Source organism: Pseudohalioglobus lutimaris (genome assembly GCF_002866825.1).
Taxonomy (GTDB): Bacteria; Pseudomonadota; Gammaproteobacteria; order Pseudomonadales; family Halieaceae; genus Halioglobus; species Halioglobus lutimaris.
In genome coordinates, this window is the sequence record NZ_PKUS01000005.1 from 132,604 (window position 1) to 149,230 (window position 16,627).

Below are 16,627 nucleotides of genomic sequence, written 5' to 3' on the forward strand. Positions count from 1 at the left end.
CTTTCAAGGACTTACGCATTCGCGTGAGTTTGCTCCCCAGAAAAACGTAGAGTTTTCGTAGAGTTTGGCTCTACGATCTCCAGCACCCGTTCGATTCTCGCTGCGGCATGGCTCAAATGATCCGGTGCCAAATGCGCATAGCGCAACACCATCTCATACGACTTCCAGCCACCCAGTTCCATTAACTCCTGTAACGACGTGCCGTTGGTCACATGCCAACTGGCCCAGGTGTGGCGCAGGTCATGGAACCGAAAGTCCGTGATGCCCACACGCTTGAGTGCACGTTTAAAACCAGAGCCCACGCGATCCATGCGCTTACCCCGATACGTAAAACACCAGCGGTCGTGATGTCCTTTGACCGCCCTGAGGGCGAGGATGGCATCGCTGTTTAGAGGGATGCCACGGCCGTCGCCATTTTTGGTGGTGCCATGATCCAGCCAGGCCACACGACGGTCGAAATCCACCCGGTTCCATTCCAGGTTAAGGATTTCGCCCATCCGGCAGCCAGTGGCCAGCCCATAGGCCACCACAGGGTGCAAATGCACCGGTAGTGCCTCCAGCAGAGCATCCGCCTCCTGGCGAGAGAGAAAGCGCACACGGCACTTCGGTTCTCGTAACATCCGGATGCGGGGGAAGCTGTCCAGCCATTCCCACTCATCCCGTGCCAGGTGCAAAATGCGTCGCACAATTTCCAGTGCCCGGTTTACCGTGGCATTGGACACGCCGTCCACTTCCTTGCGGTGGCGCATAAACGGCCGTAGTGACTCCATGTTGATCTTGTTGAGTGTGAACTCTGCAAGAAAGGGGTCCAGTTGCCGTAGATGGTCGCGCGTGGCGATGCGGCGGTTGTCATTATCCAACTCACCCACATAGCGCAGCACGGCCTCCTTCCAACTACGATCAGGCTGTAGTGGTTTGTGCTTGGCATTGTATGCGTCTGCTTTGAGGCGGATCAGGAACTCGGTGGCAGCGTCTCGATCTCGAAGCCTAGTGCTCTGGCATAGTCGGCGTCCGTCTGGCAAGACAACGTCGATCCACCAGTAGGGTGAGTCTTTACGCTGATAGAGTCCTCTTTCTCGGGCCATAGATTTACCTCCTTGGCCCGCCCTCGTTGCTTATACTCTTCAAGCCAGGCGTCCAGGTCAAGTCGGTCCCAGATATTGCGGTGGCGTACCCGGATGGGGGCTGGGCCCACCGCTCGAAACAGTGTGACACCCAGCCCCACGTAGGCGGCGGCCTGCGCTTCGTTCAGACCCCGAATGGTAGGGGGCTGCAACGTGGGAGTAGGGGGGCGATTTATCGTGGTCATTAAGGGAATTACCGGCCCAGGTACACTGCGGTAATCTGCTCCCGCCGGTGTCCGATTTCTGCACTGATAGTCAGCCGCGCCTCCTGATCGGATTGCCGCTGCGCCTCGGTCATTTGCTCTCTGGTCGGTCCGCCTGTATGGGGCGAGGGCCAGCCGGTGAGTTCCTGGTACCGCTGTTGGGCGTAGGCATGGCGCAGGCCGTGCATTTTTGACAGGCCAGCATTGGCGGTGTGCCGCTCGTAGATTCTGAGCTGCTCTATGTATTGTCGGCCACCGGGGATCAGGGAACCCAAGCCAGCCAATTGTTTTGACTGCTCCAGTAAAGCTCGCTGCTCTGTGTTGCGAATAGGCACGGTGCGTTCCCGCCCGCCCTTGGTCCAGCTGGCCTTGAGATGCAGGTACTTGCCCCGATCCGCCCAGCGGGGTTGAATCTTCAGGGCTTCTTCCCGTCTGAGCCCAAAGGCCTGTTGCAAGCGCAGGCTCATTCTTACATGTTCATCCCTGACCTGGGCGAGTTGTCCCTCGGCCAGGTCTTTCGCCTTGCTCTGCTCGGACACAAACTGCCGGTCGGGTACCCCATAGAAATCGTTACTGCCGGCTACCACAGCCCGTTTGTTCACCTTCTCCGCCCACCAGCGCAAACAGCTCATGCGGTTCTTGATGGTGCCGGGGGAGAGTTTCTGTTCCAACCAATGCTCCACTAAGGCCTTCACATGTTTTTGCTTCAGGGAAGTAGCCTTTAATTGTCGGAAGCCCAGGTCGTGTAACTGATTGGCGATGGCGCTCAACTGGCGCTCTCGGCCCACTCGGGTTTCGAAGCTGCCTTCGTGGCTGTGCTTGCATAACAATTTCAGTTGGTAGTTCAGGTCTCGCATAGTGTTGCATCCGTAGGTGAGTGTTTCTGATCACCTGGCAACAATGCTGCGCAGGTCCGCTAGGCGGTACGATCATGGGACACCAATCCCGATTGACCTGAATGTGTCTGGCCATAGATAGCACGGTGTGTTTTCGCAAGAAAACTGGCCCGTGCAAACCAACGGTTATCCAGCCTGAGGCTGGGGTTGGATTACCTCCGTTTTAAAAAAGCAGAACACAATGACCGCCAGTGCGTTTGCGTGGTTGAAGAGACTGTCAAACAGCCCGGTCAAACATGACCGGATTTCAACAGCGGTTATGGAACAGATCCCACTAAAAAGTGGGAGAGATTTGAAGGCGCGGTACCCAGACGAAGCGGTACTGCAATAGTGTGAAGATGGACCCGATCATCAATGACCGCTGCGTCAAAATGGCCCGACTGACGCGTTCGGCAGATTCTAAAACATCCAGATTCTGCCTACCCCGTTTGCTTGCGCAAGGTGGGGGCTTCCTTGCCACTTTAAGCGCAGTGGCAGCGACCTACTATACGAACACGTAATGTGGCTGTCACAGGGTATTCGACCTCAAGCTGGGGTGGTTTTTAACAGATTTTTGGTGCTTTGTTTGTCTTCTGATCGTTGTGAATTGCGCCATTGCGTCACCAAGACCGGATTCGGCCCTGCAAATGGACCAAATTCGGCACTTTTTGGAGTGGTTCCAGTGGAAACAGTCCTTTATACGGAGACCAATCCCTAGTCCCGCAAGCACCGTAGGTAAATATCGCGCGACCCACGTCACTACCTGCTTCGCGTGGTAGTGACGTGGGTTCCTACACCAATTCAGGCTATTGAGTCATTTCGTTTAATTTGCTTATTTCGTTTATTTCGAATATATTCCATAGGGCAAACCTCGTGAGGAGTGTACCTTTGCTCCCGGACAGCATAGAAATACGGGTAGATTAGTTATGAATACAGCGAATGAATATGAACGTTTACCAGATAGTGAGGCGACACAACTTGCCAGGGCTAGCGCGGCGGAACTCAGCCAACTTTTGAATGAAATGCCTGAATCTGATCGTGCGAGTATCAAGATGGACGGGCATGACCTCATCCTGCCCCGCCAGGCATTGATCTTGCTGAGGGATCTGCTGGCAGATATGGCCCAGGGGAATGCTGTGACCGTTGTGCCCATGCATGCCGAAATGACGACCCAGCAGGCTGCAGATATTCTCAATGTTTCCCGACCTTATCTGGTGAAACTGCTGGAGCGGGGTGAGTTAGGCTTCACCAGGGTCGGGACCCATCGGCGTATTCGGTTTGAAGATCTGATGGCTTATAAGAAGAACTGCAGGGAGCAGAGCGACCGGGCAATGGACGAGTTGGTCAGACAGGCTCAGGAAGATAACCTGGGTTACTGATGAGTTTTATTGTTATATATGATGCCTGTGTGCTGTACCCGGCGCCGCTGCGTGATTTACTGTTGGAACTGGCCATCTCGGAGTTGTTTGCTGCCAAGTGGACAGAAGCGATCCACGATGAATGGATTCGGGGTTTACTGAGGTCTCGCCCCGAATTAGAAGAAAGGTTGCATAACACCCGGCGACTTATGAATGAGGCCGTGCCTGATTCGCTGGTGAAAAACTTCGAGCCCTTAATCGATGGCTTAAAACTTCCAGACGCCAATGATCGGCATGTGCTTGCCGCCGCGATCAAGTGCAATGCCCAGATTATTGTCACCAGTAACCTGAAGGACTTTCCGGCCGATGCCTTGGATCCCTATGGCATTGAGGCGATGCACCCCGATGAATTTATCGAGCATCAGTATGGCCTCAGCCCGGGAGTAGTAATAACTGCGGTCAAACGAATAAGAGCGCGATTGAAAAACCCGAGGATGAGTCAGAAGGAATATCTGGAAACACTCGCATCCCGGGGATTGCCGGTTACTGCAGATCTTCTGAGGGAGTTTTCTGAACTGATATAGTTTGGGATGTTAAGAGAGCATCGCACCTTCTAAATCCAGTCTATCTAAAAAAATGACAGTCGACTAAATCAAATAGTGGGCTGTGAGTGTCCATTCATGGCGATCCCGGGATCTAATTGACAGTCATTTCCCTCGGCTCAGGCGGGTAAGGTGATTCTTGAATAAGATGATATCTTTTTGGTTTGATTTCGGTGAGCGACGGCGACCTGGTGACCATGGTCTGGGGATCTGGCAGGATCTAAACCCAGTGAGAATCTGTTCTAAATATCCAAATTTAGTTTAAATAAGGCATTCGTTAAGCAAAATTCGGCGGTCTCATATGGGCATGCCCTGTGAGACAGTCGATGCCAAAAGATGCCTCATTGGTGTGGGCGTGCAGCCAGGTGACGTCTACTAAATCGATTGGTAGACACAGCGTGTCAATAAAGTTGAATTCTCTGACTAAGTTGACGGCGTAGTGGGTTGGCTTTTGGCTGTCCGCTATTTCATGAATACATAGACACTTTGCGCTGATTGATGAACCAAACACTCCTCATGCTTGACTCACCTTTGTGGGTCATGGTGATCGAATTGTCGTTCTCCTTGCCATAGTAATTACGGCTAAGAACTCCAGCTTTGCGCGGGACCACGAGTTTAGCTGGCGACATCAGCAGAACTGGATAGGAGAAGACCTGGGTGAGCGCCAACAGGTGGATTTTGTGCCAGCTCGTCCCGAAGACCTGCCAACTTTGTTGCAGGGATTGCTCGACACGGCGACTAAAGCCCGTGAAGTTATCGATTCGGGGAATGTACAGGGCTGGGATGAAACAGGTCAGCCCCTATTTGATCCTGTGGTCTACGCGGCCATCATTGCCTTCGGCTTTGTATTTATCCACCCATTCATGGATGGCAATGGGCGCATTCATCGCTATCTGATCCATGAAGTACTTGCTAAGGCTGGTTTTGCCTCGGGTATCGTGCTGCCGATGTCGTGCCGGTGCCCTACAAGTGCTGGGTGCTTACTGCCAGCAGGCCGAAACATACTTCTACCTCCACCTGCCTGGCTGACAGTAACGCGGCCCAGTCACTTTCCATCAACATTCCCCGGGTGGCCACCAGGGAACTGCATTCGATCACATGCTGAGGCGGTGACAGCCCGTTGCAATCGGCTCGGGGAAAAGAGTGAATATCGGGTAATTTACTTTATTGATGAATATCTCTGGAATCATCGCACAAGGCTGGGTAAAGCCGAGCTACCCTATCCGGTGCAACTCCCGGCCCGGTATAGCAATACCCGCACCGATCAGGGACCTATATTTTAAAGACGGTGGCACCCAGCTCGGCCTCGTTGACAGCGAGGCGCATATGGCCAAATAGTTCCCGCCCAGTACCGTGATCGGCTTCCCTGGATGAAAGTTTCGCCTGACCTCTCTCCGCCCACTCTTCCTGTGGCACCAGGCAACTCAAGGTCCCCGCAATTGCGTCAAGGCGCAGCATGTCGCCGTCTTGAATTTTACCAATTGGGCCGTCGGTCAGTGCCTCCGGTGTGAGGTGGATAGCTGCGGGCACCTTGCCAGAGGCGCCGGACATGCGCCCGTCCGTAACCAGTGCGACCTTGTGTCCACGGTCTTGCAGAATGCCCAGATAGGGCGTCAGTTTGTGTAGTTCCGGCATGCCGTTCGCGGAGGGGCCCTGGAAGCGTACCACTACGATCACATCCTGCTCGAGCTCGCCATTGTCGAAGGCCTGTTGCAGTTGGTGCTGATCTTCGAACACCCGGGCAGGGGCCTGCACTACCTGGTGTTCGGCTGCGACCGCGGATGTCTTTATCACGCAGCGTCCCAGGTTGCCGGTTAGCAGGCGCAGGCCACCCTCGGCGTCAAAGGGGGTATCGGCGGGTCGCAGCACCTCTGGATCTCCACTTACAGTAACGCCGTCCACGTGCTTGAGTGCCTGATCTATCAGTCTGGGCTCGCGAGTGTAGTGGCGCAGCCCTTCGCCCCAGTTGGTGTTCACGTCCTCGTGTAGCAGGCCGTTATCCAGCAGTGTACGAATGACATAGGCGCTACCGCCCGCTGCGTGGAAGTGGTTCACATCGGCACTGCCGTTGGGGTAGACCCGCGCCACGAGGGGGGTAATCGCGGACAGATCACTGAAGTCCTGCCAGTCGATGATTACACCCGCCGCGCGGGCGATGGCGATCCAGTGGATGCTGTGGTTGGTGGACCCCCCGGTGGCCAGCAGGGCGACGATGGCGTTGACGAGGCATTTCTCATCTACAATGCTGGCCAGGGGCGTATAGTCCCTGCCTAGTGCTGTGATTCTGCAGAGTCGCTCGGCAGCGCCACGGGTCAGTTCGTCGCGCAGTGCCGTGCCCGGGGGTTCGAAGGCAGCCCCGGGAATGTGAATACCCATCACTTCCATCAGCATCTGGTTACTGTTGGCGGTACCGTAGAAGGTGCAGGTGCCTTCGCCGTGGTAGGCGGCGGATTCTGCTTCCAGTAGCTTGTCGCGACCCACCTTGCCCTCGGCGAACTGCTGGCGCACAGCGGCCTTTTCCTTGTTGGACAGACCTGAACTCATGGGGCCAGCCGGGGCAAAAATCACCGGCAGGTGGCCGAAGGAGAGGGCACCGATCAGCAGTCCGGGGACAATTTTGTCGCAAACACCCAGGCAGAGGACACCGTCGAACATATTGTGGGAAAGGGCAATGGCGGTGGCGCCGGCAATGATATCGCGGCTGAACAGGCTCAGTTCCATACCAGGGGTCCCCTGGGTCACGCCGTCGCACATCGCGGGTACGCCCCCGGCAACCTGGGCGGTGCAACCCATGGAATGTGCCGCCTCTTTAATCAGGGCGGGGTAGTTTTCCAGAGGCTGGTGGGCGGAGAGCATATCGTTATAGGCATTGACGATGCCTATGTTAGCGGCCTCGAGTAATGTCAGTGCCTGCTTGTCGTCGGCGCTACAGGCGGCAAAACCGTGTGCCAGGTTGGAGCAGGAAAGGCCGCCCCGCAATGGTCCGCGGGCCCGCTGGGCCTCCATGCGGGTGAGGTAGTCAGCGCGGGTATCCGCGCTGCGATCAATGATGCGCTGGGTAATTGCTGTGAGTCGGGGATCGGTTTTCATGGGGTCCACCAGAGGCTTGCGGGATTGTCGTGCTGTGCGGTGATTGCGGAGATGGGGTAGTGTTTTTTGGTCGCGTCCGCCAATACAGTGCGTTTCTCCTGCCCCGTAACGTGCAGGATGATCTCGCCGGCGGCCAAAACCACAGGGAGGGTCAGGGTGATGCGCTGATGCGGTGCTGTGACCGGCTGGCAAGTGCCCAGCCGTTCTTCTGATGTCGGGTCCAGCAGTTCTGCGAGATTGATTGCCTGGGGGAACCAGGATGCAGTATGACCGTCGCTACCCATGCCCAATATCACACAGGAGAAAGGAAGGGGAATACTTTCCAGCCTGGCGGTAAGCTCCGCCAGGGCGTCGTTGGCGTCCTCGTGCTGAGTTTTCATGCTGACAAACCGGGCGCTGCCCGCAGGGCCATGCAATAGGTTTTCCCGCACCAGGCGTTCATTGGAATCGTCGCTGTCTGTTTCCACCCAGCGTTCATCTACGAGGGTGATGTATACCTTGTTCCAGTCCAATTTCTCCTGCGCAAGACAGGCGAACATCCCCTTTGGCGTACTGCCACCAGAGACTGCCAGACTGGCCAGGCCACGTCGATTGAGGTCCGCACGCAGCTGCAGCGCGACATGGCTCGCCAGGGCCTGGTCCAGGGCCTCCCGGCTATCAAATTGGTGGAACTTACTCATGCCAGTGACGCCCATCCACCGCTATGAGGGCCGTGGCAGCATTGGGGCCCATGGTGCCCGCGTTGTAGGATTTAATCGGCGTGCCATTTTCCTGCCAGGCATTGATGATCGAATCTACCCAGTGCCAGGCGGTTTCCACTTCATCGCGACGCATAAACAGGGTCTGGTCCCCGTGAATGGCGTCCAGCAACAGGCGCTCGTAGGCGTCATAACTGTCTTGTTTATTCTGGGAGTCGTCGGTCAGGTGCAGTTCCACGGGCTTCAATTTGAGTTTGCTGGCTAGCCCGGGTTTCTTGTTCACCGTGTGAAGGCTGATACTCTCCTCCGGTTGCAGATGGATAACCAACTTATTGGTGAGCTCTTGAGGGTCGTTGGCAAACAAAGAGAAGGGTTGCCGGCGGTACTCGATGACAATTTCCGAATACCGGCTGCTCAGGCGTTTGCCGGTTCGCAGGTAAAATGGCACGCCTGCCCAGCGCCAGTTATGGATGCTGGCCTTGAGTGCGACATAGGTCTCTGTGTCTTGGGCGTCATGGAAGGCGTCCTCGTCGAGAAAGCCCCTTACAGCTTTTCCACTGACTGCTCCCGCCGCATAGCGACCGCGTACGGTGCGTTCCTTGACGTTGTCCAGCGCGATGGGCTCCAGGCAGCGCAACACCTTCATTTTCTCATCGCGAATGTCAGCTGCCTTCAGGCTGGCGGGGGGTTCCATGGCAACCAGCGATAGTACCTGCAACAAGTGGTTCTGTACCATGTCACGCAGTGCACCGGTGTCGGCGTAATAGCTGCCGCGACCGGCCACACCGATTTCCTCTGCCACAGTTATTTGTACGTTATCAATGAAGGTGTTGTTCCACATGGGGTGGAATAGTTGGTTGCCAAAGCGTAACGCGAGCAGGTTCTGTACTGTTTCCTTGCCCAGATAGTGGTCGATGCGAAAGGTGGCCTCTTCCTCAAAAACCTGGCCCACCTGTTCGTTGATTGCCCGACAGGATTCGAGGTCGTGGCCCAGGGGTTTTTCCAGGACGACCCGGCTGGCGTCGTTGACAGTGCCCGCCCCCTGTAATTGCCGGCAGATCTCACCATAGAGGGACGGTAGGGTTGCCAGGTAATACAGCCGTCCTGGTGCCTCGCCCTCGCCGAGCAAACGCGAAAGTTCCCGGTAATCGTCAGGGTCATCTGCCTCTACCTTGCAGTAGTGCAGTCTGTCACAAAATGTTGCCCAAACACTCTCGTCCCAACTGCCACCGGGGAGAAATTGTTTCAGGTTTTGCCGAACCTCATCGCGAAAGACCGAGGTTTTCATCTCTACACGGCCAGTGGCAACAATCCGGCGCAAGCGATCAGCCAGGTTGTGGCGGTGTAACTGGAAAAGGGAGGGGAGCAACTTACGGGTGGACAAATCCCCGGTGCCTCCGAATATAACCAGATCGACCAACTGACGCATGTAAATTACTCCCAAATCTAAAACCCGTAAAATAGGCCTACCCTTGCCGGTATCTCTGGTATACAACGAGCCTGAAGGACAGGCTCGATGCCGAATGTGTCTCTATATTTGTACCAGGGCATGTTCCTTTGTTGCGATGTGATGAGTATAAGAAGGTCTGAAGAGAGATGCAATCGATTGCAATATAAAAATGCACTCGGTTGCAATAATTTCTTGCAACCGATTGCATTTTGCGCTATTAATATAGCTAGAGCCGTGCAAGCAGGACCAAAACGCTGGGCGTGATGACACAGAAAAAAATAATGTGCGGTGAAACCTGATTCAAATAATATAAATTATGCCTTGATGGAGGCCCTGAAATGATTAAACGTAAAATTCTGCCCGCAATGATAAGCCTGTACAGCCTTTCTTTGGCTGGTGGCGCAGTTGCGCAAGAGGGCGTGCTTGAGGAGGTCATAGTGACTGGTGTTCTCAAGGCCACATCAAAGCTTGAGTCCACTGCATCGGTTACGGCATTGACGGCCGAAGAAGTGTTGGAGGCAGCCCCGCGTTCAACCGCTGAAGTTTTCCGTGCGCTGCCGGGTATCCATGCGGAGTCCTCTTCCGGTGATGCGAACGCCAACATCAAGGTACGCGGTATGCCGATCAGTTCCGGCGGTTCTCGCTATGTGTCTATTCAGGAAGACGGTTTTCCCATGTTACTGGTTGGTGATGCGTCGTTTGCTACCGCTGACAGCTGGTTGCGTATGGATACTACAGTGGGCAGCGTGCAGTCCATTCGTGGTGGTACAGCGGCGACAACGGCCTGGAATGCGCCTGGCGGTGTAATCAACTTTATATCCAAAACCGGTGAGCAAGAAGGTGGTTCTATAGGTGTAACCAGTGGCCTGGACTACGACAGTGTGCGCCTGGATGCCAATTACGGTGGTACGCTCGCAGGAGACTGGACCTACCACGTCGGCGGTTTCTATCGCGATGGCGAGGGTGTACGTGAAGAAGGAATTGAAGAGGGCTACCAGATCAAGGCGACTGTTGCCAGAGACTTCGATCGAGGCAGTGTCAAAGTACACTTCAAGCACCTGGATGATGAGGTGCCGACTTATCTGCCTATCCCCGCAATTGCCAAGGGATCGGGCAGCTTTCGTGAAGCGGGCGTAGATTTTTCTGACGGCACCCTGTTCCTGGATACGGTTGACTGTGCCCCCAGGCAAGGAAACAAGATCGATTGTGTGGGTGGTGACAGTTTCCAGGCGGAGATGACGTCGATCGCATTTGATGGAACCTTCGACTTTAACGAAACTTTTAGCGCCAACATCAAGTATAGAACTGCCGCTATTGAAGGTAATTTTGCCTCCCCTTTTCCGGCCGCGGTCTATGATGATGGTGAAGCTGGACCGTCGGTAGAAATCGTCTACTTCAACACCAAGTCAAATGACGAGGATAACGATTTTTCCGACATCAACCTATCCGCTGATTTCGATAGTATTCAGGCTAGGATCGGTGTGGCGTTTGCATCACAAAATCTCGCCACTACCTGGAACTTCAACCAGTACTATCGTCGCCTCGATGGCAACCTGACCACGTTTGACCAGGGTGATTCAGTTGATGGCGTGCTCTATAGCAACCCGGCGTTTGGAAACTGCTGTAGCCGAGAGTACGATTTTGAGATCGATGGAACTGCTCCTTATATCGCCGTGACTGGGCAGATCGGAAATAATCTCAGCTGGGACGCGAGTTATCGAGATAACCGGTACGATGTCGATGGCACCTTTGCAGAGAGTCCAGTGGTCACGCCCTTGGATGTGAATCGTGATGGTGTGATTGGTCAAAATGAGCAGGAGGTTCCCACCATTGGTGACTCCCGGAACGCCGATTACGATATTGACTATGATGCCTGGTCTGTTGGCGTAAACTATGCCATCGGCGAGAATATGGCAGTATTCGGTAATATTTCCGAGGGTGGCAGCCTGTCTTCCCCTGACCGTGTAACCGGCAGCATTCAGGAAGACGGTGATATGTTCAATGACTCCGGCTTTAGTGAAGTTGAGCAAGCGGAGATCGGTTTCAAGTATGAGGGTGATAACGCGTCGTTTTACGTCACCTACTTTACAGCTGAGACCACTGAAGCACGTGAATTTGAAGTTACCACGCAGAACTTCATAGAAAATACCTACGATGCGTCCGGTATTGAAGTGGAGGGCAGCTACGATATGGGTAACGGTTTTGGCATCAGGGCTAATGCCACGTTTACCGATTCCGAGATTAAGAAAACCGGTGACGGTGTGAACGAAGGCAATAAGCCCCGCCGCCAGGCGGACTACCTCTTCAATATCACGCCTTACTATATTGCGGAAAACTGGGATGCAGGCGTAAGCATCTTTGGCACCGATGAGGTCTATGTTCAGGATAACAACGATCTCAAGTTTGACGGATACATTACCACCAGCGTGTTTTTCAACTATATGTTTAATGACAACATCAGTCTCGCTTTGAACGTCAACAACTTGTTTGACGAGGAGGGTTTTACCGAGGGTGAGGAAGGTTCTGCCGCACCGGGTGATTACGTGAGAATACGCCCAATTAATGGACGGACCACTTCACTGACACTCAAGTACGACTTCTGATAGGTTCTGTGAAGAGTTTGGCCGGGCATTTTTGCCCGGCTTTTTTTTCACCGTCAGTTAGTTCCCCGTCAGGGTTTAGTAGAGAGCTGCTTATTGCAGAGCCAAACCAGGTCAATAGAGAAAACGAGGCTATCGCATGAAGAATAAGTCCAATACAGCGCCTTTGTCATTTCGTGAAAAGGTAGGTTACGGTCTTGGAGATATGGCCTCCAATTTCTATATGGGTTTTTTTGGCTTGTTCCTGCTGTACTACTATACCGATGTGTTCGGTATTTCTCCCTCGGCTGCCGCTACGATGTTGCTGGTAACCAAGATTGTGGATGCTATCAGCGACCCGGCAATGGGTTTGATCGCGGACCGTACGTCATCGCGTTGGGGGCGGTATCGGCCCTACCTGCTATGGGTTGCGATACCCTATGCTCTTTTAGGTTATCTGCTGTTTCTTGGGCCTGACTTTTCGGCAACGGGAAAACTTATCTATGCTTACGTGACCTATACATTAGTTATGCTGGCCTATACGGCAATAAATGTCCCTTATTCGGCCCTGCTAGCTGTTATTTCTCCTGTTTCTGAAGAGCGGACCAAAGCGACACAATTTCGCTTTGTTTTTGCTTCACTAGGCACGCTCTGTGTTGGCGCTTTTGCTACCCCCCTGGTGCATTTGTTGGGCGGTGATGATGAATTGTTAGGCTTTCGACTAACTATTATTCTCTTTGCGGTGCTTTCGGTGCTGGTATTCTGGATTACCTTTGCCACGACCCGCGAGCGGGTTACACCCGTAAAGCACGACTCGAGTATTCGCGATGACTTTTCTGCATTACTACAGAATCGTTCATGGGTCATTCTGGTGATGACCGGTATCCTGGTGGTGATCGGATTGATCGCTCGATTTGCATCCATCGTCTTCTACCTGAAATACTACCTCGGTGAGGACGGGTCCCGTTCATTCCTTATATTTGATGCCACGGCGATACTGACTTCCTGTGGCCTGATAGGGCAGTTGATCGGGGCACTGATGACTCCGATGTTGGCCAGGCGTTTTGAAAAGCATCACCTGGTGATAGTAATGAATCTGTTTCACGCTGTACTACTTGGTGTGTGCTATGTCATTCCGCGCGAGGAGTTCGCGTTGATTACGGTGGTGCACAGCTTCGGGGTCATGACTTTTGGTGTCATCATTACATTGCTCTTTTCAATGTACACAGACTGCGCCGAGTATGGTGAGTGGAAAACGGGGAAGCAGACTGCGGGCCTCACCGTGTCAGCGTCAATGTTTTCCCTCAAGTTTGGCTCGGCAGTTGGAGGGGCGCTCCCCGGATTTATGCTGGCATGGTATGGCTTCGTCGCCAATGAAGCGCAGAGTGAGCAGGCTTTGAGTGGTATTCGCCTGATGTTCAACGCGCTTCCAGCCGTCTTTTTCCTGGCGGGTGGCTTGCTTATGGTCTTTTACAGGATTGATAAGGCAGCTATTGCCATTGTAGAGCGAGACCTTCACCAGCGTCGTTCAGGAGTATGAATACCCTCCAGAGCCAAAAATACTGATACATAGAAAATATTTGTTGGGTTGATTGACTGGATGCAATCGATTGCAATAGTATATCGAGAGCAACACAATCGTTCGAATCCCCGCTGAATCAGAGGAGTGGCTGCCATGAAAATCGCCGTGCTGGGTGAGGCATTGATCGACTTTATAGCCGGTGATGATGGTGCGTACAGGCCCCACCTTGGGGGGTCGCCGTACAATGTGTCTATAGGTCTCGCCAGGCAGGGTATTGATGTCAGTTACCTTTGTTCATTGTCAGATGACCGCTTTGGCGACCAGTTACGTGAGTCGCTGTTGGGCGAAGGTGTCAATCTGCCATTGCAGCGGCGATCGCTTTGGCCTACTTCTCTCGCCCTGGTAACACTCAACAGGGAGGGCCATCCCTCCTATCGTCTGTACCGGGAGGGAATCGCTGATAAAGACACAAGCTATGAAGAAATTGTAGCGAATCTTCCAGAGAGTCTACGTGTTTTCCATACCGGTTCATTGGCCATCACACCTAGTCAGCTGCCTAAAATCCGTAACGTGTTTGATTTTTTGCGCGAGAGGGGAGTCCTGATCAGTATTGATATTAATATACGTATTCGCGCGAGCATTGATAGGCAGAGGTACCTGGATGGGGTGCGCTCTCTGCTGAAATCTGCAGATATTATCAAAGCGAGTGACGAGGACCTGATGGCGCTGGGTTTGAGTGGCGATACGAGACGCAGTGCCGAACTGGTCTATGAAGAAATGAATGGCGGGGTGCTGGTGCTGACAGAAGGTGGTGGTGGTGCGGTTGTCTACAGCAACAGTGGCCGGGTTGCACAGGGCTCGTACCGGGTGCCAAATGTGGTCGATACGGTTGGGGCGGGTGACACCTTCCACTCGGCATTTCTTGCGTATCTGTCCCGAAGCGGCGATCTGTTGAATGAACTCGCTGAAATTCCTGTTAAATCGCTGGGAACGGCACTGAAATTCGCATGCGCTGCGGCCGCCATTAATGTGTCCCGTGCTGGTTGTTCGCCTCCCACACATGAGGAAGTCAGCGAGTATATGGCCGCGGCTGAACCCGAATAGGGCATACTGAGAATACGTGAATGAATACAAGGACCGAGAGTCAACGCTGCTTGCAGCGTATCGAAAAGACGCTGGATACTGAGACGTTGCTGGGTGCTGGAAGCGCGTCGTTTCTGCTGCGCCTGGGCCAGCATTTTCCGCGCCTCTACGACTTGCTCAGCACTGTTTATCAGGATGTGGATGACTTCGACCTGGTAATGGAAAACCTGGTCAGAATTCTGTTGGATTGCTATCAGGAGCGTCCAGACCGATTGAAGAAGAAGGACGAACAGCGCTTGGGCGATCCACAGTGGTTCAAGTCGGAGAATCTGGTGGGTATGGCTTGTTACGTAGACCTGATCGCGAATGACCTCCAGTCGCTGAAATCCAGAATTCCTTACCTTTCAGAGCTGGGGATTTCGTACTTGCATCTGATGCCATTGTACAAAGCTCCAGAGGGCGACAGTGATGGCGGCTATGCGGTGTCAGATTACCGAACCGTCAATCCATCGCTGGGCACTATGGACGACTTACGGGAGCTTTCCGAAGCCCTGAGTGAGGCTGGAATCAGCCTCGTACTCGACTTCGTGTTCAACCACACCTCGGATGAGCACGAGTGGGCACGTGCGGCGCGTGCGGGCGATCCGGAATTCAGTAAATATTACTACCTGTTTGATGATCGTTCGATGCCTGACGCCTACGAAAGAACGCTGCGGGAAATATTTCCGCAGGTTCGCCGGGGAAGCTTTACCTACCTGGAAGACAGGGATCAATGGGTCTGGACCACATTTAACAGCTTTCAATGGGATCTGAACTATTCAAACCCGTCGGTATTTTGCGCGATTGCCAGTGAAATGTTGTATTTGGCGAACGCCGGTGCTGAGGTATTGCGATTGGACGCCTTGGCATTTATATGGAAGGAACTGGGCACTACCTGTGAAAACAGACCCAATGCACACAAGCTGATCCAGGCATTTAATTGCTGCCTGCAAATTGCTGCGCCCGCAGTCGTCTTTAAATCCGAAGCGATTGTTCACCCTGATGATGTGGTCAAGTACATCGAGCCAGAGGAATGCCAGCTCTCGTATAACCCTTTATTGATGGCCTTGATATGGAACAGCTTGGCCACCAGGAAAACGCGATTGCTGAACCAGTCTCTTTCTCACCGGTTCGCAATTCATCCCGACTGCTCCTGGGTGAACTACGCCCGCTGCCATGATGATATCGGCTGGACATTCGACGATGGGGATGCCGCTGCGATTGGCCTTGATGGTTACGACCACAGGCTATTCCTGAATCGGTATTATACCGGCGGATTTGAAGGATCTTTTGCAGTGGGCCTGGGTTTTCAGTTTAATCCTGAAAACGGAGATCGCAGGGTGTGTGGATCTCTCGCTTCGCTTGCCGGACTGGAGGAGGCGCTTGGTACTGGCGATAAGTCACTTGTGGATATGTCTGTGGCAAGGATACTGCTGATTCACAGTATTATCCTTAGTATTGGTGGTATTCCATTGCTCTATGCGGGCGATGAATTGGCAATGCTCAATGACTACAGCTTCCAGGAAGATGAGACCAAAAAACACGATGCGCGCTGGGTAAACAGGCCGCGTATAACAGAAGAGGCACTCGCAGAAGCCGCCAGGCCCGGCACGCCCCAGAACAGAATAAACGTGGCATTGCGCCAGATGATCAGCCTGCGAAAAGCAAACGTTGTCTTCGGTAGCGGCAAGACTCGCATTCTTCCCACGGGCAATGACCACTTGTTCGTCTATCAGCGCGTTCATCCAGAGGCAGGAAATTTAGCTGTTGTCTGTAATTTCAGCGACCACCCTCAGATGCTCGATAAGGGTATTCTTCAGCCCATGGGCCTGGGAGATCGGGCAATAGAACAGGTTTCCGGTGAGCATCTGGACTTGCATTCAATCGAATCCCTGAAGCTGGAACCTTTCCAGTTTCAATGGTTGATGGCAGATCCTGTCTTGCTGGAAGTGAGTGCGTGAATGCTTCAATCGAACCCCGTCGTTGACACCTGGCTGGAACGAA

12 protein-coding genes are annotated in these 16,627 nt (G+C 53.5%); 7 read left to right on the plus strand and 5 right to left on the minus strand.

Going from position 1 to position 16,627, the window contains the following annotated elements; translation table 11 throughout:
- Positions 1-11: 11 nt before the first annotated feature.
- Together C0039_RS06525 and C0039_RS06530 are read right to left on the minus strand one after the other, a co-directional pair.
- Positions 12-1,085 carry a tyrosine-type recombinase/integrase gene (locus C0039_RS06525; protein ID WP_101517616.1) on the minus strand — a complete coding sequence of 358 codons (1,074 nt, stop codon included), beginning with the start codon at positions 1,083-1,085 and terminating at the stop codon, positions 12-14.
- Positions 1,086-1,317: 232 nt separating this feature from the next.
- Positions 1,318-2,184 carry a phage integrase N-terminal domain-containing protein gene (locus C0039_RS06530; RefSeq protein WP_101517617.1) on the minus strand — a complete coding sequence of 289 codons (867 nt, stop codon included), beginning with the start codon at positions 2,182-2,184 and terminating at the stop codon, positions 1,318-1,320.
- Between the two features lie 944 nt (positions 2,185-3,128).
- On the opposite strand from C0039_RS06530, the gene C0039_RS06535 reads away from it, so the two are divergent.
- From C0039_RS06535 to C0039_RS21330, 3 genes are all read left to right on the plus strand, one after another.
- A complete protein-coding gene (locus C0039_RS06535) occupies positions 3,129-3,581 on the plus strand; it encodes a helix-turn-helix domain-containing protein (protein WP_101517618.1) in 453 nt (150 codons plus the stop codon).
- The gene (locus C0039_RS06540) at positions 3,581-4,144 is read left to right on the plus strand and encodes a PIN domain-containing protein (RefSeq protein WP_207796385.1); all 564 of its coding nucleotides are present in this window, start codon (positions 3,581-3,583) and stop codon (positions 4,142-4,144) included. The genes C0039_RS06535 and C0039_RS06540 overlap by 1 nt, the downstream gene beginning before the upstream one ends.
- 551 nt (positions 4,145-4,695) lie before the next feature.
- The gene (locus tag C0039_RS21330; protein WP_243391567.1) at positions 4,696-5,445 is read left to right on the plus strand and encodes a Fic family protein; all 750 of its coding nucleotides are present in this window, start codon (positions 4,696-4,698) and stop codon (positions 5,443-5,445) included.
- Here the strand turns inward: C0039_RS21330 and edd are convergent.
- The 3 genes from edd to zwf are packed head-to-tail and all read right to left on the minus strand — an operon-like array spanning position 5,435 to position 9,379.
- A complete protein-coding gene (edd, locus tag C0039_RS06555; RefSeq protein WP_101517620.1) occupies positions 5,435-7,252 on the minus strand; it encodes a phosphogluconate dehydratase in 1,818 nt (605 codons plus the stop codon). The two genes, C0039_RS21330 and edd, sit on opposite strands and share 11 nt — an antisense overlap.
- Positions 7,249-7,932: a 6-phosphogluconolactonase gene (gene pgl, locus C0039_RS06560; RefSeq protein ID WP_165787052.1), complete on the minus strand. Its 684-nt coding sequence runs from the start codon at positions 7,930-7,932 to the stop codon at positions 7,249-7,251. Before pgl ends, edd begins: the two co-directional genes overlap by 4 nt.
- Positions 7,925-9,379, minus strand: coding sequence for a glucose-6-phosphate dehydrogenase (zwf, locus tag C0039_RS06565; RefSeq protein WP_101517622.1), 1,455 nt, complete (start codon positions 9,377-9,379; stop codon positions 7,925-7,927). Before zwf ends, pgl begins: the two co-directional genes overlap by 8 nt.
- Positions 9,380-9,738: 359 nt before the next feature.
- Between zwf and C0039_RS06570 the strand changes: the two genes are divergently transcribed.
- From C0039_RS06570 to C0039_RS06585, 4 genes are all read left to right on the plus strand, one after another.
- Positions 9,739-12,003: a TonB-dependent receptor domain-containing protein gene (locus C0039_RS06570; RefSeq protein ID WP_101517623.1), complete on the plus strand. Its 2,265-nt coding sequence runs from the start codon at positions 9,739-9,741 to the stop codon at positions 12,001-12,003.
- Between the two features lie 136 nt (positions 12,004-12,139).
- Positions 12,140-13,519: an MFS transporter gene (locus tag C0039_RS06575; protein ID WP_101517624.1), complete on the plus strand. Its 1,380-nt coding sequence runs from the start codon at positions 12,140-12,142 to the stop codon at positions 13,517-13,519.
- Between the two features lie 135 nt (positions 13,520-13,654).
- Positions 13,655-14,605: a carbohydrate kinase family protein gene (locus C0039_RS06580; RefSeq protein ID WP_101517625.1), complete on the plus strand. Its 951-nt coding sequence runs from the start codon at positions 13,655-13,657 to the stop codon at positions 14,603-14,605.
- Positions 14,606-14,625: 20 nt separating this feature from the next.
- On the plus strand, positions 14,626-16,584 hold the full coding sequence (locus C0039_RS06585) for an amylosucrase (protein ID WP_101517626.1): 1,959 nt from the start codon (positions 14,626-14,628) through the stop codon (positions 16,582-16,584).
- Positions 16,585-16,627 lie beyond the last annotated feature (43 nt).